The 22,793-nt window shown below is 33.1% G+C and carries 21 protein-coding genes and 1 tRNA gene; 9 read left to right on the plus strand and 13 right to left on the minus strand.

Annotated elements, in window-relative coordinates; all coding sequences use genetic code 11:
• Nucleotides 1-435: 435 nt before the first annotated feature.
• The 9 genes from murC to QO190_RS04545 all read right to left on the minus strand — a co-directional run bounded on the left by murC (nucleotide 436) and on the right by QO190_RS04545 (nucleotide 9,976).
• Nucleotides 436-1,770 (minus strand): UDP-N-acetylmuramate--L-alanine ligase, encoded by a 1,335-nt coding sequence (gene murC, locus QO190_RS04505; protein ID WP_371461974.1) that lies wholly within the window; start codon nucleotides 1,768-1,770, stop codon nucleotides 436-438.
• 62 nt (nucleotides 1,771-1,832) lie between these two features.
• Nucleotides 1,833-2,636 carry a lysophospholipid acyltransferase family protein gene (locus tag QO190_RS04510; RefSeq protein WP_371461975.1) on the minus strand — a complete coding sequence of 268 codons (804 nt, stop codon included), beginning with the start codon at nucleotides 2,634-2,636 and terminating at the stop codon, nucleotides 1,833-1,835.
• Between the two features lie 236 nt (nucleotides 2,637-2,872).
• Complete coding sequence (locus QO190_RS04515; protein ID WP_371461976.1) at nucleotides 2,873-3,502, minus strand: CoA pyrophosphatase; 630 nt, start codon at nucleotides 3,500-3,502, stop codon at nucleotides 2,873-2,875.
• A 318-nt stretch (nucleotides 3,503-3,820) separates the two neighbouring features.
• The gene (locus tag QO190_RS04520) at nucleotides 3,821-4,582 is read right to left on the minus strand and encodes a DNA methyltransferase (protein ID WP_371461977.1); all 762 of its coding nucleotides are present in this window, start codon (nucleotides 4,580-4,582) and stop codon (nucleotides 3,821-3,823) included.
• Nucleotides 4,583-4,590: 8 nt separating this feature from the next.
• The gene (locus tag QO190_RS04525) at nucleotides 4,591-6,048 is read right to left on the minus strand and encodes a restriction endonuclease (protein WP_371461978.1); all 1,458 of its coding nucleotides are present in this window, start codon (nucleotides 6,046-6,048) and stop codon (nucleotides 4,591-4,593) included.
• 1 nt (nucleotide 6,049) lies between these two features.
• Nucleotides 6,050-7,105 (minus strand): DNA (cytosine-5-)-methyltransferase, encoded by a 1,056-nt coding sequence (gene dcm, locus QO190_RS04530; protein WP_371461979.1) that lies wholly within the window; start codon nucleotides 7,103-7,105, stop codon nucleotides 6,050-6,052.
• 2 nt (nucleotides 7,106-7,107) lie between these two features.
• Nucleotides 7,108-7,434: a helix-turn-helix domain-containing protein gene (locus QO190_RS04535; protein WP_371461980.1), complete on the minus strand. Its 327-nt coding sequence runs from the start codon at nucleotides 7,432-7,434 to the stop codon at nucleotides 7,108-7,110.
• A 442-nt stretch (nucleotides 7,435-7,876) separates the two neighbouring features.
• Nucleotides 7,877-9,433 (minus strand): Rne/Rng family ribonuclease, encoded by a 1,557-nt coding sequence (locus QO190_RS04540; RefSeq protein ID WP_371461981.1) that lies wholly within the window; start codon nucleotides 9,431-9,433, stop codon nucleotides 7,877-7,879.
• 252 nt (nucleotides 9,434-9,685) lie between these two features.
• Complete coding sequence (locus QO190_RS04545; protein WP_069797137.1) at nucleotides 9,686-9,976, minus strand: HU family DNA-binding protein; 291 nt, start codon at nucleotides 9,974-9,976, stop codon at nucleotides 9,686-9,688.
• A 47-nt stretch (nucleotides 9,977-10,023) separates the two neighbouring features.
• Here QO190_RS04545 and mutY point away from each other — a divergent pair, with 47 nt between their 5' ends.
• From mutY to QO190_RS04575, 6 genes are all read left to right on the plus strand, one after another.
• A complete protein-coding gene (gene mutY, locus QO190_RS04550) occupies nucleotides 10,024-11,061 on the plus strand; it encodes an A/G-specific adenine glycosylase (protein ID WP_371461982.1) in 1,038 nt (345 codons plus the stop codon).
• A 57-nt stretch (nucleotides 11,062-11,118) separates the two neighbouring features.
• Nucleotides 11,119-11,673: a gliding motility lipoprotein GldD gene (gene gldD, locus QO190_RS04555; RefSeq protein ID WP_371461983.1), complete on the plus strand. Its 555-nt coding sequence runs from the start codon at nucleotides 11,119-11,121 to the stop codon at nucleotides 11,671-11,673.
• Nucleotides 11,674-11,773: 100 nt separating this feature from the next.
• Nucleotides 11,774-12,694, plus strand: coding sequence for a PfkB family carbohydrate kinase (locus QO190_RS04560; protein ID WP_371461984.1), 921 nt, complete (start codon nucleotides 11,774-11,776; stop codon nucleotides 12,692-12,694).
• Between the two features lie 324 nt (nucleotides 12,695-13,018).
• Nucleotides 13,019-14,863, plus strand: coding sequence for a peptidylprolyl isomerase (locus QO190_RS04565; RefSeq protein ID WP_371481265.1), 1,845 nt, complete (start codon nucleotides 13,019-13,021; stop codon nucleotides 14,861-14,863).
• A 79-nt stretch (nucleotides 14,864-14,942) separates the two neighbouring features.
• Nucleotides 14,943-16,295, plus strand: a complete 1,353-nt coding sequence (locus QO190_RS04570) for a peptidylprolyl isomerase (RefSeq protein ID WP_371461986.1) — start codon at nucleotides 14,943-14,945, stop codon at nucleotides 16,293-16,295.
• Between the two features lie 104 nt (nucleotides 16,296-16,399).
• Nucleotides 16,400-17,359: an NAD(P)H-dependent flavin oxidoreductase gene (locus QO190_RS04575; RefSeq protein WP_371461987.1), complete on the plus strand. Its 960-nt coding sequence runs from the start codon at nucleotides 16,400-16,402 to the stop codon at nucleotides 17,357-17,359.
• A gap of 124 nt (nucleotides 17,360-17,483) precedes the next feature.
• Here the strand turns inward: QO190_RS04575 and QO190_RS04580 are convergent, their stop codons facing one another.
• Nucleotides 17,484-17,777 (minus strand): rhodanese-like domain-containing protein, encoded by a 294-nt coding sequence (locus QO190_RS04580; RefSeq protein ID WP_104793309.1) that lies wholly within the window; start codon nucleotides 17,775-17,777, stop codon nucleotides 17,484-17,486.
• A 274-nt stretch (nucleotides 17,778-18,051) separates the two neighbouring features.
• Between QO190_RS04580 and queG the strand changes: the two genes are divergently transcribed.
• Nucleotides 18,052-18,972 (plus strand): tRNA epoxyqueuosine(34) reductase QueG, encoded by a 921-nt coding sequence (gene queG / locus QO190_RS04585; protein ID WP_371461988.1) that lies wholly within the window; start codon nucleotides 18,052-18,054, stop codon nucleotides 18,970-18,972.
• Between the two features lie 225 nt (nucleotides 18,973-19,197).
• On the opposite strand, the gene QO190_RS04590 is transcribed toward queG, so the two are convergent.
• Nucleotides 19,198-19,279, minus strand: a tRNA-Leu gene (locus tag QO190_RS04590).
• A gap of 70 nt (nucleotides 19,280-19,349) precedes the next feature.
• Nucleotides 19,350-20,117 (minus strand): MBL fold metallo-hydrolase, encoded by a 768-nt coding sequence (locus QO190_RS04595; RefSeq protein ID WP_371461989.1) that lies wholly within the window; start codon nucleotides 20,115-20,117, stop codon nucleotides 19,350-19,352.
• 47 nt (nucleotides 20,118-20,164) lie between these two features.
• On the opposite strand from QO190_RS04595, the gene QO190_RS04600 reads away from it, so the two are divergent.
• Both QO190_RS04600 and QO190_RS04605 read left to right on the plus strand, forming a co-directional pair.
• Nucleotides 20,165-21,598 carry a TonB-dependent receptor gene (locus QO190_RS04600; protein WP_371461990.1) on the plus strand — a complete coding sequence of 478 codons (1,434 nt, stop codon included), beginning with the start codon at nucleotides 20,165-20,167 and terminating at the stop codon, nucleotides 21,596-21,598.
• Nucleotides 21,599-21,611: 13 nt separating this feature from the next.
• Nucleotides 21,612-22,058: a GAF domain-containing protein gene (locus QO190_RS04605; RefSeq protein ID WP_371461991.1), complete on the plus strand. Its 447-nt coding sequence runs from the start codon at nucleotides 21,612-21,614 to the stop codon at nucleotides 22,056-22,058.
• A gap of 18 nt (nucleotides 22,059-22,076) precedes the next feature.
• Here the strand turns inward: QO190_RS04605 and QO190_RS04610 are convergent, their stop codons facing one another.
• Nucleotides 22,077-22,652 carry a pyruvate decarboxylase gene (locus QO190_RS04610; RefSeq protein WP_371461992.1) on the minus strand — a complete coding sequence of 192 codons (576 nt, stop codon included), beginning with the start codon at nucleotides 22,650-22,652 and terminating at the stop codon, nucleotides 22,077-22,079.
• Between the last annotated feature and the right edge of the window lie 141 nt (nucleotides 22,653-22,793).

Here is a 22,793-nt window from a genome sequence, read left to right on the forward strand (position 1 = left end):
CAATTTTAAGTGAGGAAAGTATACAAATCAATTCGTTTTTTAAACGTAGGCTTAATCCAATTCGCTAGCGAATTTTACCTTTGCTTGCTTAATTTTTTTACTTTAAAGTTTTAAAAACTTTGCGTTTCAAAAGGATAAAGGATTGATTTTTATTTAAGTCAAAGAAATTCCGCCAAGATTTCCGCTGCTCATCATTAGGAAAGCAGTATTTGATTTTTCTAAATTTAGCCAAAAATTTTTTAACTTTTTGTAAAACGCAAAGATGTTTTAATGATTTATTTGCAATTTTAAGTGAGCAAAGTTGACGAATACATTCGTTTTTTAAACGTAGGCTTAATCAAATTCGCTAGCGAATTTTATCTTTGCTTGCTTAATTTTTTTACTTTAAAGTTTTAAAAACTTTGCGTTTCAAAAGGATGAAGGATTGATTTTTATTTAAGTCAAAGAAATTCCGCCAAGATTTCCGCTACTCATCATCAGGAAAGCAGCATTTGATTTTTCTAGATTTTGCCAAAAATTTTTCAAATCATCCGCATTGGTAAAAACCTGTAAATTTTCCTTCCCGAAAGATTCTTTAATCAATTCAGGCGAAATAGGAGTCATGTTTTTAATTTTCAAAGCTTCCAAATCATAGAAAACCACCGCTTCATCAAGTTGGGCTAAAGTATTTTTGTATTGAGGCAAAAATGCTGGATTCAGAGAAGAGTAGGTGTGAAGTTCTAGAACGCCTATTTTCTTCATGGCAGGAAATTGTTCTGCAAAGGCTTCTACAGATGCTTTTACTTTGCTTGGTGCGTGTGCAAAATCTCTGTACAAAATCACATCATCATTTCTTTTTACCTTTTCTAAACGTTTTGATGCGCCAGAGAAACTCATCATAGCTTCGTAGAAATCTTCGTCTAAAATGCCCAATTGATTGCAAATAAGCCTTGCTCCTTCTAAATTCAGTAAATTGTGCTTTCCGAAAATTTTAAGCGGAATTTGCCCCATTTCTGTCTCTACGGAAGTTTTTCCGTTTTTGGTTTCGTAGTTGGGCGTTTTGTAAGGCATTTTTCTGAAATAATTCTCCGCTTCGTCTACCAGTTTTACTAAGTTTTCATCTTCTTCATTGTACACTAAAATTCCACCAGAAGTAATGTTTTGAATGAAATTTCTAAAAGCGTCTACATATTCTTCTTCCGTTTTAAAAACATTGATATGATCCCAAGAAATCCCAGAAATCAAAGCGATATTCGGATGATAATGCAAGAATTTCGGACGAGAATCTATCGGCGAAGAAAGATATTCATCTCCTTCCAAGATGATAAAATCATTTTCCGAAGAAATTTTAACCATGCAGTCAAAACCATCTAACGGTGCTCCAACCATAAAATCTGTGTCGAAATGATGGTATTGCAACGTATGAAGAACCATCGAAGTAATGGTGGTTTTCCCGTGAGAACCTGCAATCACCACTCTGGTTTTTTCTTTGCTCTGTTCGTATAGAAATTCTGGATAAGAGTAAATTTTAATGCCCAATTCTTGAGCTTTCAAGAGTTCAGGATTCTCTTTTTTGGCGTGCATTCCTAAAATGACTGCGTCTAGATTTTCAGAAATTTTCTCAGGAAACCAACCTAAACTTTCAGGAAGAAGTCCGTTTTTTTGCAATTGAGAAAGAGAAGGTTCAAAAATAGCATCATCTGAACCTGTGATTTGGTAACCTTTATTTTTGAGCGCTATGGCAAGATTGTGCATCGCAGCACCGCCAATTGCAATGAAATGAATGTTCATATTTCAATTAAAATTAAAAAGAGCCAGGTGAAAAGAGCCAAGTAAAATTTAATAAAATAAGTTTACTCGTCTTTTTTCTCTTGTTTTTTGCGCTCCTGATATTCTTTGTCGTAATCGTGTAACACGTTATGTTCAGGTGTTTGCTCGATGGCGTGCATAATTTTGTTAAGAATATCTTCCGCTTTTTCGTTGTCGTAATCTATATCTAGTGGCGCTTTGAACTGCATAGTAGGTTCTACACCTGTCACTTTTACTCTCAATCCTTTTTTGTCAAATGCTCTTCGGAATCCATTGATTTTGATAGGAATAACGATACAACGCTGCTGCTGAACGAGTTTAGCTGTTCCTTTTCTACCTTGTGCAAAAGCAGAAGTAGTACCTTGCGGAAAAGAAATCACCCAACCATTATCTAGCGCTTTCAGAATATTTTCTACTTCTCTTAAATCTACCATTCTGTTCACATTTTTTCCTTCGGCGCGCCAAGTTCTTTTTACGGTAATTGCTCCAGCCAATTTAAAAATTCTTGCTAAAATCCCTTTATTCATGGTTTCTTCTGCGGCTACGTAGTAAAAATCTACTTTTGGATTGAGCAGGTAAATAGGATTTTTGATGGTGTTCATATATCCGTTATTCACGGCACAGAAAACGTGGTACATTGCTGCTACATCAGCAAAATACGTTTGGTGATTAGATACGAATAACACATTGTTTTTCGGGAGGTTTACCAAATGCTCGGTTCCTGTAATTTTCAGTTTGTTGAACCCATTAAATCTTCTGTAGGAAATCATTCCCAAGATGAAGATGATAAATCTCTTTAAAAAGTAAATATTCCCGAAAGAATCTGTAAAAATGCTTTTCTTCGCCATTTTCAAGCAGCTATTAAGCTCGATTTTTATTAAACACAAATGATTTTTCTGCGCTATTAATTTTTAACCGAAAAAGTGACAAAAGCTATATTTGTTTTAAAGTTTCCTAAAATGAAAAAGATTAAACAATGCTTTTTCTTCTTTTGAAAGACTTATTTTCAAGCTTTTCTTTTGTGGCTTTTGTGGTTTTAAAATTTTTTGATAATGAATTAAACATCAAAATGCAGATTGCAAATTTAAACATTTTTTAGCAACTCGTTCAATTCACTCAAAATCATAGAAGTGGCGCCCCAAATTTTATGGTTTTGGAAATCAAAATAAGGAACTTTATATCCATTGGTTCGTGGCAATTCCATGGTTAAAGGTGGTTTTGGCAAATCTCGAATCACAGAAAGTGGAACTTCTAAAATTTCTTGAACTTCGGTTTGTTGGTGATTAAAATCTGGCCAAGATTCGGTGTAAGACAGAAAAGCATACACGAAAAAATTACTTGGCGGAATATAAATAGGAGATAGTTCTCTCACGATTTTGATTTGTGAAGTGGTAACGCCTATTTCTTCCCAAGTTTCACGGATGGCGGTTTCTGCAAAGTCTGCATCGGTGTCATCTTTTTTACCACCAGGAAGCGAAATTTGCCCAGAATGTCTGTCATTCTCATTGTGGGTTCTGTGGATGAGTGGAAAGTGCCATTCTCCGTTTTTGGGATAGAGTAAAATATTGACGGCGGCGTATTTAGGATTTTTGGCCAAAATTTCTTCTTGCGTGAGCAAAGAACGATAAGGTGGCGCATAATCTTTTTGCGCATCAAAACCACCCAACTCTGCATCTTGCAACTGCTGTAAAAGTATTTCTAAAGAATTTTGCATTGCTCAAAAATAGGGAATTTTTAGCAGAGCTTATTTTAAAGGATTGTTAAATGTTGATAAGATTTTTTATGACTCAAGTTAGAGTCTGAGTTCAGTTTCCTTTTACATTTGTTCGTGGTTTGTTCGTGATTTAGGGTACTTTTCCGAGGCTGATTCGAAGGAAACACGAAGGAACCACGAACAAACCCCAAACTTGACTGCTCTTTTACCCGAAATTGAGTAGAAGTTCTTTTATAGAAAAACCTCTGCGAAAGCAGAGGTTTTTGGGTTTTATTGAAAGTCACGGATTATAAATCTGGGAGATGGGGTGATTTGGTATTATCTAATAATTGAATAGTATTTTGCTCGCTCTTCCTTGAATATTTTTAATTGTTCTACTTGTTCTTTATATTGTTTATATAATTCGTTTTTAGATTTGGTTTGTTCGGGAAATGTCAAAGAAAAAGCATCCATATCATTCGTATGGATTGCGCTTTCGGGAACAACTTCCTTTATTTTGTCCAATGCTTTTAAATAATAAGTTTCACTGATTTCGCAAGCTGTCAAACTCAATCCTGCATTATAACAAGCAATCGCAATCGTTCCACTTCCCAAATGCGTATCTAAAATTTTATCACCTTGATTAGCGTACATTTTCAGAAGCCATTCGTAAAGCTCAACTGGTTTTTGTGTTGGGTGAATTTTATTTCTATTTTTTCTTACACTAAACCTAAAAATTTTTGATGGTTTGTCTAATGATGACCAAGCCATTTCAGCCATTGAAAAGTTATTAAGTGTTTCAGGTTGGTTTTTGTCCCAAATAATAAATCCTTTATTGTATGGACTTCTTGCCCAAATCTGTCCAAAATAATTTCCTCCCCAAATAATCTGATTTTTAGAAACTCGAAATAACTCATTAAAATAGTCATCATTTGGTTTTACATCCCATTGACTGTATTCATCCATGTTAAATTTATGGTCTCCTCCTCTTTTTGTTTTGTTCAAAATTCCATAAGGTGGGTCAACTATGGCAAGGTCAAAATAGTTGTCGGGATACCTAGCCATTAATTCCATATTATTCTCTCTTGTAATTGTAATCATAGTAGGTTTTATTTATGTGTCGCGAACTTTGAAATGGTCAAGTCCGAAATGTTTTTACTAATGTCTTTTCCAAGATTATTGACGATAATGCTGTCAAAATCTTCATAGTCTATTTCTCTTATGTCATTGTCAATATAGTTATACAGATATTCCGAAAAAGTATTTGATTGTATTATTACAATAGGATTGTTTCTAATATCTCGAATTACACCGGGAACATATCTAGGGGTGACAATTATACTGTATTCACCTCCAATTTTTTCTCGATGCTCACCCAATCGATTTGCATTAGCTTGTAATAATTTATTTTTAGTTGATTTAGCCTCTACAGCAAATTTTTTCTTTTTTGTTTTATACAAACATTCTATATCAGTATTACCTGCACCTCCCACTTTATTAGCGGAAACGTTATAAAATTGATTAAATCCTTCAACTAAAGCATCTTCAAAAAGATAAGCTTCTGCCCCTTCATTGTTGTTTGCGTATTGTTCAATAAGTTTTGGGAGATTAAGTAATTCAAATTTAAAGTCGTCAATAGCTTCACTAATTTCAATCAAAAGAGTTTTCGGATAGAAACTGTAAATTTCTTTGATAACATCAATTTTCAGACGTTCAGGGTCGTTAAGTAGCAATGGTTTATCTAAAAATGAGAATTCGTTTTCTAATTGTTCAACTAATGATTTTAGGTTTTCGGGTATTGAAACTTCGTTTCGCGTTATTTTTCGGAGAGTAGGATGCTTTGTAGAATCCCCATGTTGTAGTTTACAAATTATATCTCCTTCTTTCTTAACCAATACTCCTGCTAGTTCCAAAAATTTAGAATGGTAATAATCCCATTCGTAAGCAGAGTTTACATATGCGTGTCTGTCTTCTTGAAATTTTTGAGCAAGTTCTTCATCAGAAAGTTTGCGTAATGCCAACAATTCACTTACTAATTCTTTGTAGGTTGTTTTGTTTGCTTCCTTCAGAAAAACAACCGAATAAGCAACTTCAAAAGCATAAAGTTTATATGAGAGTTTTGACTCTGAAAGCAATTTATAAATGAGACGAAATGGATAAAGCTGAAATTCGCTATCTGTTCCGCTGTGAGGGTGTTGATATTGAATAGCCCAAAGCATTGTAAGAAATATTTTAGCTATTTTATTTTTATCTTCAACGTGTTTCAAAAACAAGTTGCCAAGCGGACTAAATAAAAATCTGTCTTGTCCATCAACTTTAGCTTGGTAGCCAAACATAAAGTAAGAAAGCTGATTAATTTTATGATTTATTGCATCTAACGGTAAGTCGGGATTTCTTTCGTTATACAATCCCAATTCACGCAACTTTAAATTTAACTGCGTTTTCTCGTCTGTTGAAATTCCTGTTTTGGTGTAAGACTTCAAAAATTCAGCAACCACACAAAGTTTATCAAAATCACTCGTATGTCGGTACAAAATCCATTTTTTACTATCAATTCTTAAAGTCATATTATTGATTTATTTGAGAAACAATGTTTTTAATAAGTAATGGCGGAATACATTCGCCAATACATTTTCTGATAAGCAATTCGGGGGTATTGTCGGGGATATTCCAATCTTGTGGTAAAGACGACAACAGCATCAATTCTAATGGTGTTAAGACTCTTGCATCAGAATAAGTTCCGTTTTTCAGTTTTCTACCAGGATGCACGTTCAGTTGCGAGCTGATAGCATCATTTCGCATTGTAATTGTAGGTGCAGGTTCATCCCAATTAATTCGTCTGTATGATGTATTGTAACTTTTGATTTTTTCTCCATTTGGTTTTACAGGAAAATATTTTTTGTTTTCAAACGCAGTTTGTCCTGTTGGCGTGTGTTTCATCCACAGAATATGACTATCCGAATGTTTTCGAGCAAAGTGCCATTTTACATTTGATTTTTGTCCTGCTTCAATACTTGGTAAAAAACCAATTTTTTCCTCTACGGTTATTTGTTTTTCAGATTTGATTGGTTGTCCCCATTTTTTACCTTTTCGATACAATTTTATAATTGCTCTTGTTCGTCTTTGAGCAATACCAAATTCAGCTGCATCATAAACATTTGCTTCAATGTTGTATTCTTTGCCAAAAAGTAGATTTAGAATTTCAACTACTTTTAATTGTTGATTTTTGTAAGGTAAAACTAATTTGAAAAATGTCGGAACATTTTCAATCAAAACAAAGTCTGGCGATTTTAGTTTAATAAAATCAATAATTTTGAAAACAAGATAATTTCTTTCGTCATTGATCATTTGCTCAATATTTCTGTTTTTTCCTGCAACGCTCATTCCTTGGCAGGGCGGTGAAGCAATCAGAAAGTCTAGTTTTTCGGGAGTATTTTTTACGAGTGATTTAAAAACGTTTTCGTCTAAAATGCTTCCAGCAATCATTTTAGAATTGGGATATAGTGCCTGATATAATTCGGCTCTTTCTTGAATCAACTCATTAGCGGCAACAATATTTATTCCTACTTCTTCAAAGTAAGTTTCTGCTATGCCTGCACTTGAAAATAGTGATGCTCCTACCATTGTTAAAACTTGAGTGTACTTTGTTGTTGGTTTTTAATTCTCATATATTTTGCTTTTTCTTCGGCAGCTAAGAAAAGCTTTTTGGTTTCTTCCTGCGGATAAATCAGTTCTGCAATTCTTTCACTTAAATATTCGTGTTCTAATCTTTTTAAGTCAAGATTGAAAAATGATGAAAGTTTTGGTATTATTTCAGACGGAACATTTCTTTTACCGTTTTCAATTTTTGATAGGGTAGATTGGTCTATATCTAAAGCAGCAGCAAGCTTAGTTAATGTCAAGCCATTATCTACTCTTAATTTGTGGATGTATTCTCCAAATGTTTCTTTCATAATCTTGAAATTTATTTCTTGACACTTTTGGCAAACTTAGTGATTTTATACTAGTTGACAAAGTGTTTAATAGTGTTTCTGTGAAAATTTTGAATTGTTTACGAGGAGGATGTGCTTAGGAAGATTTAGGATAAATTAGATATTGTTCAAAAGCTAAGGATTTGTGTGGTGGCTTATTTTGCTAAACGTTGGCAAATTCTTATTTTTCAGTAATTTATTTTGCTGAGAGTTTAAATGCCACGTCAATCAAATAGACGAAATTTAATTGTAAAAAACCTTGTAATTTAAAGTTAATTATTTGATTTTCAAACTTTTATTCTCTAATATATATAAACAAAAAAAATCGCTGCATTACTGCAACGATTTTATAATTTTTTAGAAATTTTCTTCCTCTCTAACTCTCCTCAAGGAGAGCACCGAAAATTTCATTTGTTATTACTCATTAATTCGAGTAGCTTACGAGTTCTTTTTTGTCTGCATCATAGAGTCTGTACTCCAGATATTTAAAAGAATCTCTTGGGATAATGGTTACCCATTTTTTGTACTTGATAAACCATTTCATTTGTTGGCTCATCAATCCTTTTGTAAGATATGCTTCTACAAACGGATGCGTGTGTAGATATAATTTGCCCTTGTTTTTGGTAAAGAAATCTTTGATGGTTTCTTCCATGCGTTCTACCACAAAAATAGGAGCCAAGATTTCGCCGTCTTTGTTCGGGTTTTCTTCTTTGGTGTCTATTTGTTTTTCTGGTCTTACACGTTGTCTGGTGATTTGTATCAAACCAAATTTACTCGGCGGTAGGATTTTGTGCTTTGCTTTGTCGCGTTTCATTTCTTCGCGCAAGTGTTCGTAGAGCTCTTTTCTGTGGTCAGGATTTGGCATGTCTATAAAATCTACCACAATAATTCCTCCCATGTCTCGCAGTCTGAGTTGTCTTGCAATTTCTGTAGCCGCCATTTTGTTCACGTTTAGGGCGTGTTCTTTATTGGCGGTGCCAGAAGAAATGTTGTTCCCCGAGTTCACGTCTACTACGTGCAGTGCTTCAGTGTGTTCTATCACGAGGTAAGCACCTTTAGAACTTGGGATATTTACGTGTTTTCCAAAAGATTGTTTCAGCTGTTTTTCTACATTGTAATATTCCAGAAGTGGAATGTGAGAATCATAAAATTGTACAATGTTTTTTCGTTCTGGAGCAATGACTTCAAGGTAATTTTTCATATCGTTTACCATTTGTTCATCGTCACAAATGATAGAAACGAAATCTTGATTGAAATTGTCTCTCAAAATAGCCGAAGCTTTGTCTTCTTCACTAAGAACTTTGGCAGGTGTTTTATTTTTTTGGATATTTTTGAAGCAAACGTTCCATTTATCAACCAATTGGTTCATGTCATTATGGAGTTCTGCAACTTTTTTTCCTTCTGCTACTGTTCTGATGATTACACCGAAACCTTCAGGCTTTATGCTTTCTATAAGCGTTTTGAGCCTAGCTTTTTCTTCGGCGCTTTTAACTTTTTTAGAGATAGAAACCTTATTATCAAAAGGGATGAGTACTAGAAATCTACCGGTTAATGAAATCTGGGTAGAAATTCTGGGACCTTTTGTAGAAATAGGTTCCTTGGTAATTTGCAATAAAACTTCGTCTTGAGCAGCTATCACTTTGTCTACAGTGCCGTGCTTGTCTATTTCTGGCTGAATTTGGAAGTTTTTAAGCGAAGAAGTTTGTTGTCTTTTGGATACCGTATCCTGTAAAAACTTGCGATAGGTAAGATACTGCGGACCTAGATCCTGATAGTGCAAAAAAGCATCTTTCTCGTAACCTATATTTACGAAAGCAGCATTGAGATTAGGAGCTAATTTTTTAATTTTTCCCACAAAAATATCGCCTACTACAAAATCTGTATTCTGCTGTATCTCGTGGAGCTCGAATAATCTACCGTCTTCAATAAGGGCAATTTTAGAAGCATCATCTTCATAAGAGATTATTAATTCTTTCTTCATTTTCTAAAATTTCTTTTTAAAGTTTTTAATTAAAACAAAAATATAGTTAGTGCTCATTATAAAGATAAAAACACCAACTATATTATATTGTATCTAAACAGAAAAGATTATTTTTTCTTATGTCTGTTTGCTCTTCTTCTTTTCTTTCTTTTGTGGGTAGCCACCTTGTGTCTTTTTCTTTTCTTTCCGCTTGGCATAGTTAGAAATTTTTAAAAGTTAATATTTGAATTTTTTTTGAACCTAATTTATAAATTATTTTACAGCAACCTTAGTTTTAACTTTTTCTACGAAAGTTTTAGAAGGTTTGAAAGCTGGGATGTTGTGAGCAGGAATGTTGATAGCTGTATTTTTAGAAATATTTCTACCTGTTTTTGCTGCTCTGGTTTTGATTACAAAAGAACCGAAACCTCTTAAATATACGTTATCTCCATTATACATAGAAGTTCTGATTTCTTGCATAAAAGCTTCGATAACTTTTTGTGTATCATTTTTTTCTATTCCTAATTTGCTTGAGATGGTGTTTACCAATTCTGCCTTTGTCATTTCCTTTTTTGTTTTTATTTTTGGTGTGCAAATATAAAAAATATTTTTTGAAAAAGAAGAACAAATATACTGATTTTCTAAACATTGGTTTAAAACTCTTGAAATGGTATGATTTGAATGCGAGAGATTTACCTTGGCGAAAAACGAAGAATCCTTATCATATTTGGGTCTGCGAAATCGTTTTACAGCAGACTAGAGTAGAGCAAGGCAAGAATCATTACCTGAATTTTGTAGAAAGATTTCCTACCGTAGAATCATTATCCAGTGCAGAAATAGACGAAGTTTTACTCTATTGGAAAGGTTTAGGCTACTATTCCCGAGCGATTAATCTGCACAAAGCAGCACAACAAGTAATGGAGGATTTCGGAGGAGCGTTTCCAGACTCCTTTTCTGAAATTTTAAAACTAAAAGGCGTAGGAAAATATACAGCAGCTGCGGTTTCCAGCATTTGTTTTGATGAAAAAGTTCCTGCCATTGATGGGAATTTCTACCGAGTGCTAAGTAGAGTTTTTGCCGATGATTTTGATGTTTCCTCGCCGAAAGCGTATGCTTATTTCTATGAATTGGCTTTACTCATTATGCCTGATGAAAATCCGGGGAACTTTAACCAAGCGATTATGGATTTGGGTTCAGAAATCTGTAAGCCCAAAAATCCACAGTGTGACATTTGTCCGATTCATGAAAATTGTTTGGCCTACGAAACAGGAAAAGTACTGGAATTTCCTGTGAAATCTAAAAAAGTAAAAGCGGTAGATTTAAAATTACACTATTACTATATAATGTGTAATGATAAATTTCTCATCAAACAGCGAGATGATTCCTTTATTTGGAAGAAATTATATGATTTTCCCGAAAGTATTTCTCAGGAATTGGAAGATGATATAGTGGAGGAAAAAACGGTGTATCATAAACTTACGCACAAAAACCTTGAAATCAGTATTTCTAAAGTGATTTTGCAGGATAAAAAAGTTTTTAAAAACTACGCTCAGAAGCATCAATTGCAGATTACAGATTACGAAAATTCTCATCAAAAGTCTTTTCCGAAACCTTTAGAAAATTATTTGAAGAAAACGTTTGAAAATTAAATCTTTAAACTTGATTTTCGAGAAAATTCTTCCACAAAAAATTCTTACTTTTGCAGAATGTTTAAAAAATTAGCAGTCATTTTGTTAGCGTTTTCTGCATTGGCTTGTAGTGAAGAAGCAAAACCTAAACCCAAAGGTGAATTGCGTCTAGAATATCCACAGCCTCATTATCAAGCATTTACTAATCCATGTGCTTATACTTTTGAATATTCAGATTTTGCAGCAATAGCAGATGCTAAACAAGCATGTTGGTATAATTTGCGTTATCCCAAAATGAAAGCCAATGTTTTCATTACGTATTTTCCGGTGAAAAATGATTTTGATGCGCACGTAAAAGAAGTAGAAAAAATGGTTTATGGACATACTATTAAAGCTTCAGCTATCGAAACCAAGTCTTTTTCTTATCCAGGGAAAAAAGTGTATGGAAATGTGTATGAATTAAAAGGAGAAAGTGCTTCTAATATTCAGATTTTTATCACAGATAGCACCAGACATTTTGTAACCGCGAATTTATATTTTAATACAAGACCAAAACCAGATTCACTCGCACCTGCAGTAGATTATATTAAAAAAGATTTGCTGCACATGATTGATACTTTCCAGTGGAAGTAGTTTGAGTGGAAGTAGTTTGAGTGGGAGAGTTGGAGAGTTGGAGAATGGGAGAGTTGGAGAGAAAAAAATAATATATAAAAACAATAAATAATATCTACATATGAAATTATTAGCAGTAGGAACTGTAGCATTTGATGCCATAGAAACGCCTTTTGGTAAAACTGATAAAATTTTAGGAGGAGCAGCTACTTATATAGGTTTAGCCGCTTCTGTAATGAAAACAGACGTGAGTTTGGTTTCTGTAATTGGTGGAGATTTTCCACAGCATTACTTGGATATGATGACTTCTAAAGGAATCAATATCGATGGAGTAGAAATGATTAAGGACGGGAAAACATTTTTCTGGAGTGGGAAATATCATAATGACCTTAATTCTAGAGATACTTTAGCTACAGAACTGAATGTTCTAGAAAATTTCGACCCGAAAATTCCAGAATCTGCAAAAGATGCCGAAGTTTTACTTTTAGGAAATCTGCATCCTGCTGTACAATTAGCCGTGTTAGATAGAATGGAAAAACGTCCACAATTGGTGATTTTAGATACCATGAATTTCTGGATGGATCTTACTTGGGATTTATTATTGGAAGTAATTGCTAAAACAGATGTTATTACCATTAATGATGAAGAAGCGCGTCAACTTTCTGGAGAATATTCTCTGGTAAAAGCTGCACAAAAAATCCACGATATGGGACCAGAATTCGTGATTATCAAAAAAGGAGAACACGGAGCATTGTTATTTAATGATGGTAAAATCTTCGCAATTCCAGCATTGCCATTAGAAGAAGTTTTTGATCCAACTGGAGCTGGAGATACTTTCGCAGGTGGTTTTGCAGCGTATTTGACTAAAAAACAAGAATTTACTTTCGAAGAAATGAAATCTGCATTAATTGTAGGTTCTGCAATGGCAAGTTTCACGGTAGAAAAATTCGGAACTCAACGTTTAGAAGAAGTTTCAGAAGCCGAAATGATTGGCAGAATAAAACAATTTAAAGAACTTACCACTTTCGAAGTGAAACTTTAAAAACGTTTTGAAAACGCAGATTACCATGAATTTTCAACTTTTATTAAACGCAAAGTTTATAAAATTGAAATAAAATATCAAGAGAGCAAAGTTAGATTCGCTAGCGAATTGATAAAGCGAACGCTTAAAACGAATTTATTCGTACTCTTTGCTCACTAAAATTGTTCATAGGATTAATAAAATCTTTGCGTTGCATAAAATTTAGATTGCAAAATAATTTTAAGAAATAATTAACTCCCTTTTAAATTTTATTTGAAAGGGATTTTTTTTAGCTTTGAGGCTGTAAATTTTTGGAAAGATGAACGTTAGGATTTCCAAAAGCAAATGAAAATTGAAGAAAACATGAAAAAAACGTTAAGTTTAGTCCTCTTTTTAGCTTTTTTAAGCTATCAATCACAGTATCTTATTATAGGAAAAGACAGTATTTCTGTAGATAAATTCAAAACCGAAAATAAATATGGTTTAGAAAATTCTGGGATAGAAAATACCGTGAAAACGTATGTAGATTTTAAGTTGCTCCAGAATTTTGCTCTAGAAAAAAGAGCAGATACTTTAGGCTATTTCAAAAAAACAATGGCCGAAAAAGAGCAAGAACTAAGAGAAGAAAGCTTTTATCCTAAAGAAATCATGCAGTCTTCGCTTCAACAGTATTTTTCATCCAACTTGATTGAAAAGAAAATTCAGGTTTTCTATGTAGAAAAAACAGTTGACGATAAAAATGATTACAATCAAATTTATAATGACGTAAAATCAGGTAAAATTACCTTAGAAAAAGCGATTATAGATTACACTAAACAGAAACCAGAGCCATTTTTTGTGAAATCTGGCAATGTAGATGTAGAACTGAACAAGCAACTAGAACTTTTGCAGCCTGGTCAGTTTACGCAATTGGTCAATAGTGCTACAGTTGCGGCTTTTGCGAAGTTGGTAGACAGAAGACCGTCATTAGGTTATATTATTTTTGGAATGATTTCTTATCCTAAAAATGAGGAATCAGAAAAAATGAAATCTCAAATTTTTGAAGCGCTGAAATCTGGAAAAAAATTCGAGGAAGTAGCACAATTATACGGTTCTACCAATACTGAAAAGAAAAATGCAGGTGTAGTTATGGGTTCTCCGGTTTTGCCAGACGTAGTTTATGAAGCCTTCAAAAATAAAAAACAAGGAGAATACACCGAACCTATTTTAATTGGCGAAAAATATTTTGTGTTCAATTTGTATTCGGTGGTTCCTTATCAAAGTTCAGAAAAATACAATCCTATGTTCATTAGAGACATGATGGATTCGCCTTTTGCAGATGTGGCGTACAATAAATTGATAGAATCTTTGGTTAAATCTACAGATTACAAAGAATTCCCAGATTTCAAAAAAATTAAGAAATCATATCAGGATTATTTGGCTTTTAAAAATGATAAAGCAGTTTTGTATCAATTCAATAAAGATGTTTTCACTTTTGGTGATTTGAAAACGCTGTTGTCTGAAAATTTTAAAAATGCAGATAAATTAACGAAAGAACAATGGTCTGCTTTCCTTGATTCTAAAAGAGGAAATGATATTTTTGTCGTTTATTCTAGAGATTTTGTAAAGAAACCTGAAATTAAAGAGCAATTGTTAAAAACTCAACAAAACTTATTGGCAGATTTTCTTTTCAGTGAATGGATTGAAAAGGAACTTACCAACAAGCCAGAATTATTGGATGATTATTTTCAAAAAAATCAACAAAAGTATATTTGGGAAAAAAGAGCTGATGCAAGAGTGGCGATTTTAACCGATTTAAGCATAGAAAAAGATATCACCAAAGAAATTAAAGACGCTAAAAATTGGGACGCTCTTAATAAAAAATATTACGGAAAGCTGAATGATAAACAGCAACTCATGGTGCATTTCGAAAAAGGAGAAATGTCTGAAAATGCAGAAGTTTTCCAAGTGAATAAAGTTCCTTTCGAAAAAGGGATTCAAAAAGTGAAACTGGGAGAGAGATTACTCATCATCGCTATTGATGGGATTTTGCCGAGTTCACCGATGACCAAAGAAGAAGCCATGGAGGAATTAAGAGCAGATGTGAGAGAAGCCATTTTAGCAAAAACGATTGCAGAACAACGCCAGAAAACAAAAATTGTAATAGAACCAAGTTTTAATGCTGAACTTGAGAAGAATTTTAAGAAATAATTATAATAAAAATTATAGGAAATCTCGCAGAGAATCATAATTTTGCAAATCAGTTAAAAATTTAACAATGATTAAAAACATGAAATATTTATTTGCATTGAGTTTTTTGGTAACGCTCATTTCTTTTAATGCAAATGCACAAGTGAAAAAAGGAGATTTGGTAGATGGAATTTCTGCAGTGGTAGGAGACGAAATCGTATTAGAGTCAGATATTTTAGAACAACAAAATTACGCTATTCAACAAGGGGTTGCACAAACTAATAAGTGCGAATTTATGGAGCAGATTTTGAGCAATAAACTTTTGATTTATAAAGCGAAAAAAGATACTCTTATTCAAGACAGAACGGCTGCAATTAGAGCACAAGCTGGTGATAAATACAATCAGATTTTATCTCAGTTTCCATCAGAAAGAGCGATGCTAGATTCTTATAAATTCCGTTCTTCTTACGAAATGAAAAATATTATTGAGAAAATGGATATTGATAACTACTATGCTCAATCTAAATATGCGCTAATCACCGATAAAGTAAATATAACGCCTAATGAAGTAACCGATTTTTACAACGCTTTCAAATATCAGTTGCCACAAGTAAAAGATGAGGTAGTGCTTTCTAAAATTGTAATGTTCCCAAAACTTACAGATGCGCACAAGCAAGAAATTATCGATAAACTTAAAAAAATCAAACAAGATATCTTAAACGGAGAAACTTTTGAAAATAAAGCGAGAATCTATTCTGATGATCCAGGTTCAGCTGCAAATGGTGGTTTGTATACCAACATCGGAAGAGGGAAAATGGTGAAGATTTTTGAAGCTACTGCGCTTAATCTTCAAGAAGGAGAAATTTCTGACCCTGTAGAATCTGAATTTGGTTTCCATATCATTCAATTGGTGAAAAAATCTGGTAAATTGTACGATGCAAGACATATTCTTTTAAAAGCAGAACCAAATGCTGAAGAAATTGCCACTGCAAAAGCAGAAATGGAACAAATTAGAAAAGATATCCTTGAAGGAAAAATTACTTTCAAAGATGCTGCTTACAAACATTCTGATGATAAAAACACTAAGTTTAATGCAGGTGTAATTCCAGCAGAAGACGGTTCAGACAGACAAGAAAAAATTAATCTTCCAGCAACTGTTGCTTATCAAATTGCAGGGGTAAATAAAGGAGATTTAACAGAAGTTTTCATGGATGAACTTAATCAGAAAAAAGCGGTAGTTTTAATGAAAGTGAATGACATAATTCCTGAACATTCTCTAGATATTGCTACAGATTTCGAAAGAATTAAAAGTTTTGCCCTTGATAAAAAGAAAAGAGAAACTTTAGAAAAATGGGTAAAAGAAAATCTAGCAGATACTTTTATCTCATTAGACAATCGTTACAAAGATTGCCAGTTTAAAACCGACTGGAACAAAGCAGCAATCGTAAAATAATTTTAAAAATTTCCCACAAGACAAATCCCGAAACTTTTCGGGATTTTTTATTCCCCTCTTTTAGAGGGGTGTCAAAATCTTTGATTTTGACGGGGTGTTTTAAAATGATTATCTTTAAACAAAAAAAATTCATGAACAGAATTACTCAACTTTTTAATATTAAATATCCCATTATTCAAGGAGGAATGATTTGGCATTCTGGCTATAAACTCGCTGCTGCGGTTTCTAATGCTGGTGGATTGGGTTTAATCGGCGCAGGAAGCATGTATCCAGATGTTTTGAGAGAGCATATACAGAAATGTAAAAACGCTACGGATAAACCTTTTGGCATAAATGTTCCGATGTTATACCCTAATATTGAAGAGATTATTCAGATAATTTTAGAAGAAAAAGTCCCTATCGTTTTTACATCGGCTGGAAATCCGAAAACGTATACTGAAATTCTAAAAAAAGAAGGAAGAAAAGTTGCGCATGTAGTATCTTCTGTGAAATTTGCAAAAAAATGTCAAGAAGCAGGAGTAGACGCAGTCGTGGCTGAAGGTTTTGAAGCAGGAGGACATAACGGAAGAGAAGAAACTACTACACTTTCTCTCATTCCAAATGTTCGTAGAAATATAGAAATTCCGCTCATTGCAGCTGGTGGAATTGCTGTAGGAAGCCAAATGAAAGCTGTGATGATTTTGGGAGCTGATGGTGTTCAAATCGGTTCTAGATTTGCCGCAACCGTAGAAGCAAGTGCTCATGAAAAATGGAAGAAAAAAATTGTAGAAACTCAGGAAGGAGATACGCAATTGACTTTAAAAGAATTGGCGCCAGTTCGTTTGGTGAAAAATAAATTTTTCTATGAATTAGAAGAAATTTATAAAGAAGGAAAAGATATTGAAGCTTTACAGGAAAAACTTGGGAAGCGAAGAGCGAAACGAGGAATGTTCGAAGGAGATTTAGAAGAAGGTGAGTTAGAAATTGGGCAGTCTTCTGCTTTAATCGATGAAATTCTAACGGTAGAACAAGTTTTTCAGAAATTATTGAAAGAGTTTAAGCGGGCGGATTTTTCTAAATTTTAAAAATTTTGATAGAAATAAAAAACGCTTTCAGGGTTTTAAACCCTAAAAGCGTTCGTCAAAACAAAGCCAGCGCTCCCAATTTGGGAGCGCTGGTTGTACAAAAAAATATGAAAACTCTGATTTATTATTTTTTATAATGCTCTAATGCAGCATGTAATTGCATAAAACCACCACCGTTATAGATGTTCTCTAAGCCATTCTGAGCTAGAAATTGGCAAGCTTGTCCGCTTCTTCCTCCACTTCTGCAGAAAATGATTTTTGGGCCTTTCATTTCCTTGATTTCGTCTAATCTTAAAGGAACAGTTGCTAAAGGTATATTTACAGCGCCTTCTATTGCGCCGTCCATCTGTAATTCTTCTGGTTGTCTTACGTCTATTAAGTGATATTCACCTGAATTTAAAATTTCTTCAAAAGTCATTTTTTATTTTTTTAATTATTATTCATTCATTTTTACAGGGCAAAAATAGAAAAAAACTTAACTTTGCACTGTAATTTATGTTACAGACTAAAAATTATACCAAAATCATTGAATAAAATCGCAAAGTCGATAGAAGAATTTATAAAAATAAAATCTTTTTAAATTACTAGAAAATCATTGATTTTCCAAAATAAAACAAACGAAGTTTGTTAAAACTTTGCGTCTTAAAACGTAAAAATAAAAAAAATATATTTGCGCCTTTGCGTTAAAATTAATGAATTATTCTCAACTGATTAAGCAAAAAGCCGAAAAATTCGGGTTTCAATCTTGTGGAATTTCTAAAGCAGAATTTCTGGAAGAGGAAGCACCACGTCTTGAAACTTGGCTTAATAAAGGCTATCACGGCGAAATGAAATACATGGAAAATCATTTTGACAAAAGGTTGGATCCCACACTTTTGGTAGATGGTGCAAAATCTGTCATTTCGCTTTCTTATAATTATTTTCCTAAAGTAAAAATAGATGAAATCAATAATTTTAAAATTTCTAAATATGCTTACGGAGAAGATTACCATGAAGTGATTAAAGATATTTTAAAAAATATGGTGGCGGAACTTCAGGAAGAGATTGGTGAGTTTGGTTTCAGGGTTTTTGTAGATTCTGCTCCTGTTTTAGAAAAAGCTTGGGCTAGAAAATCTGGTTTAGGTTGGGTAGGAAAAAATGCGAATCTGATTACCAAAAAGCATGGTTCTTTCTATTTTTTAGCCGAAATTATTTGTGATTTAGAGCTAGAGTATGATTTGGCGGTTACAGATCATTGTGGGAGTTGTAGAGCGTGTATAGATGCTTGTCCTACTCAAGCTATTGTTTCGGATAGAATTGTAGATGGCAGCAAGTGTATTTCTTATGCTACAATTGAGTTGAAAAACCAAATTCCAGATTATTTTAACGGAAAAATGGATGATTGGATGTTTGGCTGTGATGTTTGCCAAGACGTTTGTCCGTGGAACCGATTTTCTGCACCTACTTTACAAGAGAAATTTGCGCCTAATTTCCAAAAACTAAATTTTAGAAAAAACGAATGGAAGGAACTTACTCAAGAACTCTTTTCTGAAATTTTTAAAAAATCTGCGGTCAAAAGAACTAAGTTTTCTGGATTGATGCGTAATATTTCCTTTCTGCCAAAAGAAAATTGATTTTTTGAAGAGAGCGTGTCTCAATCAAAAAATCAATTTTTATAATTTTTATGAATTTCATAATAAAATTAGCTTTATATCTGATTATTATCATAAAATATGATATTGATATATATTAAATTTATAAAGAAACTAAAGGACCTTTAAGGATTATTTGAAAATTACCAATAAATACTGAATTATTGCCAAAAAAAAAGAGAACTCTGTTACAGAGTTCTCTTTTTGTACCCAGTGCCGGAATCGAACCGGCACATCTTTCGATACTAGAGTTTGAGTCTAGCGCGTCTACCAATTCCGCCAACTGGGCATTAAAAATTGGTGGTGCAAATATAAAATAATTTTAATGTAAAAAAAGAAAATTTCTAGAAAATATTTTCTTAAAACGCTATTTCTAGTCCATCATATGCAGGATGCACATTCTCTGGTGTCATCGCTTCTATCTCGTCATGGAAGCCAAATCTATTGCTAATATGAGTAAGGTATGTAGTTTTGGGTTGTAGTTTTTCTACCAATTCTAGAATTTCGGGTAATATATAATGTGCAACATGTGGTTCATCTTTTCTTAAACAGTTAATAATAAGAACGTCTAGATTTTTCAATTTTTTTTGCTCTTCTTCCGAAATGAAACTGGCATCAGTAATATAAGCAAGGTTTTTGAACTTATAACCTAAAATCGGAAGTTTATAATGTATCACTTGAATAGGAGTAATCTCTGTATTTTCTATAATAAATGGTTCATTTTCTATTTCTGTGATTTCAAAACTCGGAGCGCCTGGATATTTATCTTCTGTAAAAGCATACTTAAATCTATTTTGAATTTCTTTTCCTACTCTGGATAAGCAGTAAATAGAAATATCTTTTCTTTTTTGGAAAATAATGGGGCGTAAATCATCCAATCCTATAATATGGTCATTATGTTCATGTGTAATTAATAAGGCGTCTACATTGCTTTCTTGATTAGTGAGCATTTGTTGACGAAAATCTGGACCACAATCAATGAGAATCTTTTTCCCTTCATCATCCGTAATCATGACAGATGACCTTAGTCTTTTGTCTTTAGGATTAGTAGATAAACAAACAGGATGAGTAGATCCAATCACGGGAATGCCTTGTGAAGTACCAGTTCCTAGAAATTTCAACTTCATTTTTGGGTTTTTGTGAGATTTTGGTAAATTTACGCAAAATTTTATTCATGTCTGTAATTAAGCAATATCTTACACCCAAGCAAAAGGCTTTAGCCATCAATTTAGATCCTAATATATATGGTACTTTTGCAGAAATTGGTGCGGGACAAGAGACGGTTCGTCATTTCTTTAGAGCGGGAGCTGCTTCTCAAACGATTGCAAAAGCAATGTCTGCTTATGATAAGGATTACAGTGATGCTATTTATGGTAAAGAAGACAAAAATAGATATGTAACCCAAAATAGACTGAAAAAAATGCTTCGTCATGAAGTAGGTCTTATCCAAGAGCGTTTAGATAACGAAGAAAATGCTCATCGTAAATTTTTCTCTTTTGCAAATACAGTAACTACCATTAATTATCAAAAAACCTTTTTAGGTCACGGTTGGGTAGGAATCATGTTTCAGGCGCAACCTGGTCAAGAGTACAGCGAAATTGTATTGCATGTAAAATTTAAAGAAAATGATGCTACGCTTCAGCAAGAAACGCTAGGAAATCTTGGCGTAAACTTGGTTTATGGAGCATTTCATCTATATGACAATCCTAGAAGATTAATCAAAAGTTTGTATGATGATATTTCGGTGGATAAAATTGAAATAGACATGATTGATTTTCAAGGACCTGCTTTTCCTTATGTGGATAATCGATTGATGAGTCTTCAGTTGATTAAAAATTCTATGACTGAAGCGGTAATCTTCAATTCTGAAGGGAAAAACATGCTTCCAGCGGATTTATTGTATAGAAAAGATGTTTTTGCGGTAAGAGGAAGTTTCAGACCGGTAACTTTGGTGAATGTAGATATGTTCGAAAACGGTCTTAAAATGTTCCTCAATGAAACAGAAGGAAAACCAGAAGACACCGTTATTCTTTTCGAAATTACCGTTTCTAATCTTAAAGCTTCCGGAAATCTAGACGAAAGAGATTTCTTAGATAGAGTAGATGTTTTGGCGAAATTGGGTTATACCGTGATGATTTCTAATTTCTCAGAATATTATAGATTAGTAGATTATTTCACTTCTTATAATGTAAGGTATACCGGAATTGCGATGGGTGTAAATAATTTATTGATGGTTTTTGATGAAGATTATTACAAACATCTTTCTGGTGGAATCTTAGAAGCATTCGGTAAGTTCTTCAAAAAAGATATGAGAGTATATCTGTATCCTTATAAAGATCCTAAAACACACGAATTGCTCACATCAGAAAACTTAAAAGTGAATGACAATCTTAAAGAATTGTATAAATATTTTAAACATAACAGAAGAATTGTAGATATTAAGGATTATAATCCAGAGCATTCTGAAATTTATTCTAGAGAAATTTTGCAGAAAATTTTGAATAGTGAATCAGGTTGGGAAGAGCAATTGCCAGATGGAGTAGCAGCAATGATTAAAGAAAGAGGAATGTTCGGTTACAAAGAAGATATTACATTCGAAGAATATTAAAAATTTAAAAATTATGGAAATTAAAAAAAGACTTTCATCTATTATTGAAAGCCCAAGTCACAATACCACCGAAAAATTAGAGAAAATTTGTCATCTTCTAGACCAGGAGTTTGATTATTTTAATTGGACTGGTTTTTATTTTAGAAATGGCGATAAAGAAGAATTGGTTTTAGGACCTTATGTTGGTGCAGTTACAGATCATACTGTAATTCCTTTTGGAAAGGGAATTTGTGGACAAGTTGCTGTGTCAAACGAAACTTTTGTAGTGCCGGATGTTTGGGAACAAGATAATTATTTGGCTTGTTCGCTAGAAACCAAAGCAGAAATTGTAGTTCCTATCATTAAAGATGGTGTAAATATTGGTCAAATAGATATAGATTCTCACAAAAAAGACCCTTTTACAGACGAGGATAGAGAATTGCTAGAATGGTTATGTGCGGAATTGGCAAAGATTTTATAAAATTCTATAAATAGAAAATTATTCAGAAGCAGGAGTAGTCATATTCCTGCTTCTTAGTTCAGTAATCATGTTTTTGATGACATTTGCGGTGCCTATTTTTATAGAATTTTCTGCACTGCCGAGTAATCTACCGCTTCCTTTATAAGTATCATAAGAATTTTCTATCACCAATTGTCCGTCATTATTGTACATTTTCATGCTCACAATGACTTGATTAGAAAAAACGTATTTTCCAAGTCCAACTTTAAAATATTTTACCTTCGGAACGATGGCTATTTCTGCGCCGTTATTTAGGCAAGATTCTTTAATCATGTTAGCGTCTATACTATCATATTTAATGTTAGCATTATTAAGGTGCATGATTTTGTAATTGCCGTAATTTTTCAATTCGTCAGAAACAGCACTGTAAATAACATTATTGGTGGGTTCTTTAATTTCTTCGAAATTAGGATAAACTTCTGGGTCGAAATAGACAATTCTATCTACGTGTTTTAGCTTAATAGAATGGTTAAGCTTCACCAAGGTGCTTCCTAAATTTTTGCAACTTATGATGATAAGGCTTGCCGCTAAACCACAGAATAGAATTTTTTTCATATCAAAAAGATGAGGCAAATTTACGCAGAATTTCAGTAAGTTATTTATAAAATTTAAGAATTTGTCAATACTGTCCTAAATAAAAATTATTAAAAATAGAAACAGCCTAAATACCTATTTTACATTTAGCTTTACATTTAA

Source organism: Cloacibacterium sp. Arc13, from assembly GCF_041431305.1.
Taxonomy (GTDB): domain Bacteria; phylum Bacteroidota; class Bacteroidia; order Flavobacteriales; family Weeksellaceae; genus Cloacibacterium; species Cloacibacterium caeni_B.

Excerpts from the sequence above, each read along its gene's own strand:
- QO190_RS04595 (WP_371461989.1), bottom strand. The coding sequence starts at position 20,117 with ATGAAGTTGAAATTTCTAGGAACTGGTACTTCACAAGGCATTCCCGTG.
- QO190_RS04560 (WP_371461984.1), top strand. The coding sequence starts at position 11,774 with ATGAAATTATTAGCAGTAGGAACTGTAGCATTTGATGCCATAGAAACG.
- dcm (WP_371461979.1), bottom strand. The coding sequence starts at position 7,105 with ATGGTAGGAGCATCACTATTTTCAAGTGCAGGCATAGCAGAAACTTAC.
- QO190_RS04535 (WP_371461980.1), bottom strand. The coding sequence starts at position 7,434 with ATGAAAGAAACATTTGGAGAATACATCCACAAATTAAGAGTAGATAAT.
- QO190_RS04570 (WP_371461986.1), top strand. The coding sequence starts at position 14,943 with ATGAAATATTTATTTGCATTGAGTTTTTTGGTAACGCTCATTTCTTTT.
- QO190_RS04515 (WP_371461976.1), bottom strand. The coding sequence starts at position 3,502 with ATGCAAAATTCTTTAGAAATACTTTTACAGCAGTTGCAAGATGCAGAG.
- murC (WP_371461974.1), bottom strand. The coding sequence starts at position 1,770 with ATGAACATTCATTTCATTGCAATTGGCGGTGCTGCGATGCACAATCTT.
- QO190_RS04525 (WP_371461978.1), bottom strand. The coding sequence starts at position 6,048 with ATGACTTTAAGAATTGATAGTAAAAAATGGATTTTGTACCGACATACG.
- QO190_RS04600 (WP_371461990.1), top strand. The coding sequence starts at position 20,165 with ATGTCTGTAATTAAGCAATATCTTACACCCAAGCAAAAGGCTTTAGCC.
- QO190_RS04565 (WP_371481265.1), top strand. The coding sequence starts at position 13,019 with ATGAAAATTGAAGAAAACATGAAAAAAACGTTAAGTTTAGTCCTCTTT.
- QO190_RS04520 (WP_371461977.1), bottom strand. The coding sequence starts at position 4,582 with ATGATTACAATTACAAGAGAGAATAATATGGAATTAATGGCTAGGTAT.
- QO190_RS04605 (WP_371461991.1), top strand. The coding sequence starts at position 21,612 with ATGGAAATTAAAAAAAGACTTTCATCTATTATTGAAAGCCCAAGTCAC.
- QO190_RS04575 (WP_371461987.1), top strand. The coding sequence starts at position 16,400 with ATGATTATCTTTAAACAAAAAAAATTCATGAACAGAATTACTCAACTT.
- QO190_RS04610 (WP_371461992.1), bottom strand. The coding sequence starts at position 22,652 with ATGAAAAAAATTCTATTCTGTGGTTTAGCGGCAAGCCTTATCATCATA.
- QO190_RS04545 (WP_069797137.1), bottom strand. The coding sequence starts at position 9,976 with ATGACAAAGGCAGAATTGGTAAACACCATCTCAAGCAAATTAGGAATA.
- queG (WP_371461988.1), top strand. The coding sequence starts at position 18,052 with ATGAATTATTCTCAACTGATTAAGCAAAAAGCCGAAAAATTCGGGTTT.
- QO190_RS04540 (WP_371461981.1), bottom strand. The coding sequence starts at position 9,433 with ATGAAGAAAGAATTAATAATCTCTTATGAAGATGATGCTTCTAAAATT.
- gldD (WP_371461983.1), top strand. The coding sequence starts at position 11,119 with ATGTTTAAAAAATTAGCAGTCATTTTGTTAGCGTTTTCTGCATTGGCT.
- QO190_RS04510 (WP_371461975.1), bottom strand. The coding sequence starts at position 2,636 with ATGGCGAAGAAAAGCATTTTTACAGATTCTTTCGGGAATATTTACTTT.
- QO190_RS04580 (WP_104793309.1), bottom strand. The coding sequence starts at position 17,777 with ATGACTTTTGAAGAAATTTTAAATTCAGGTGAATATCACTTAATAGAC.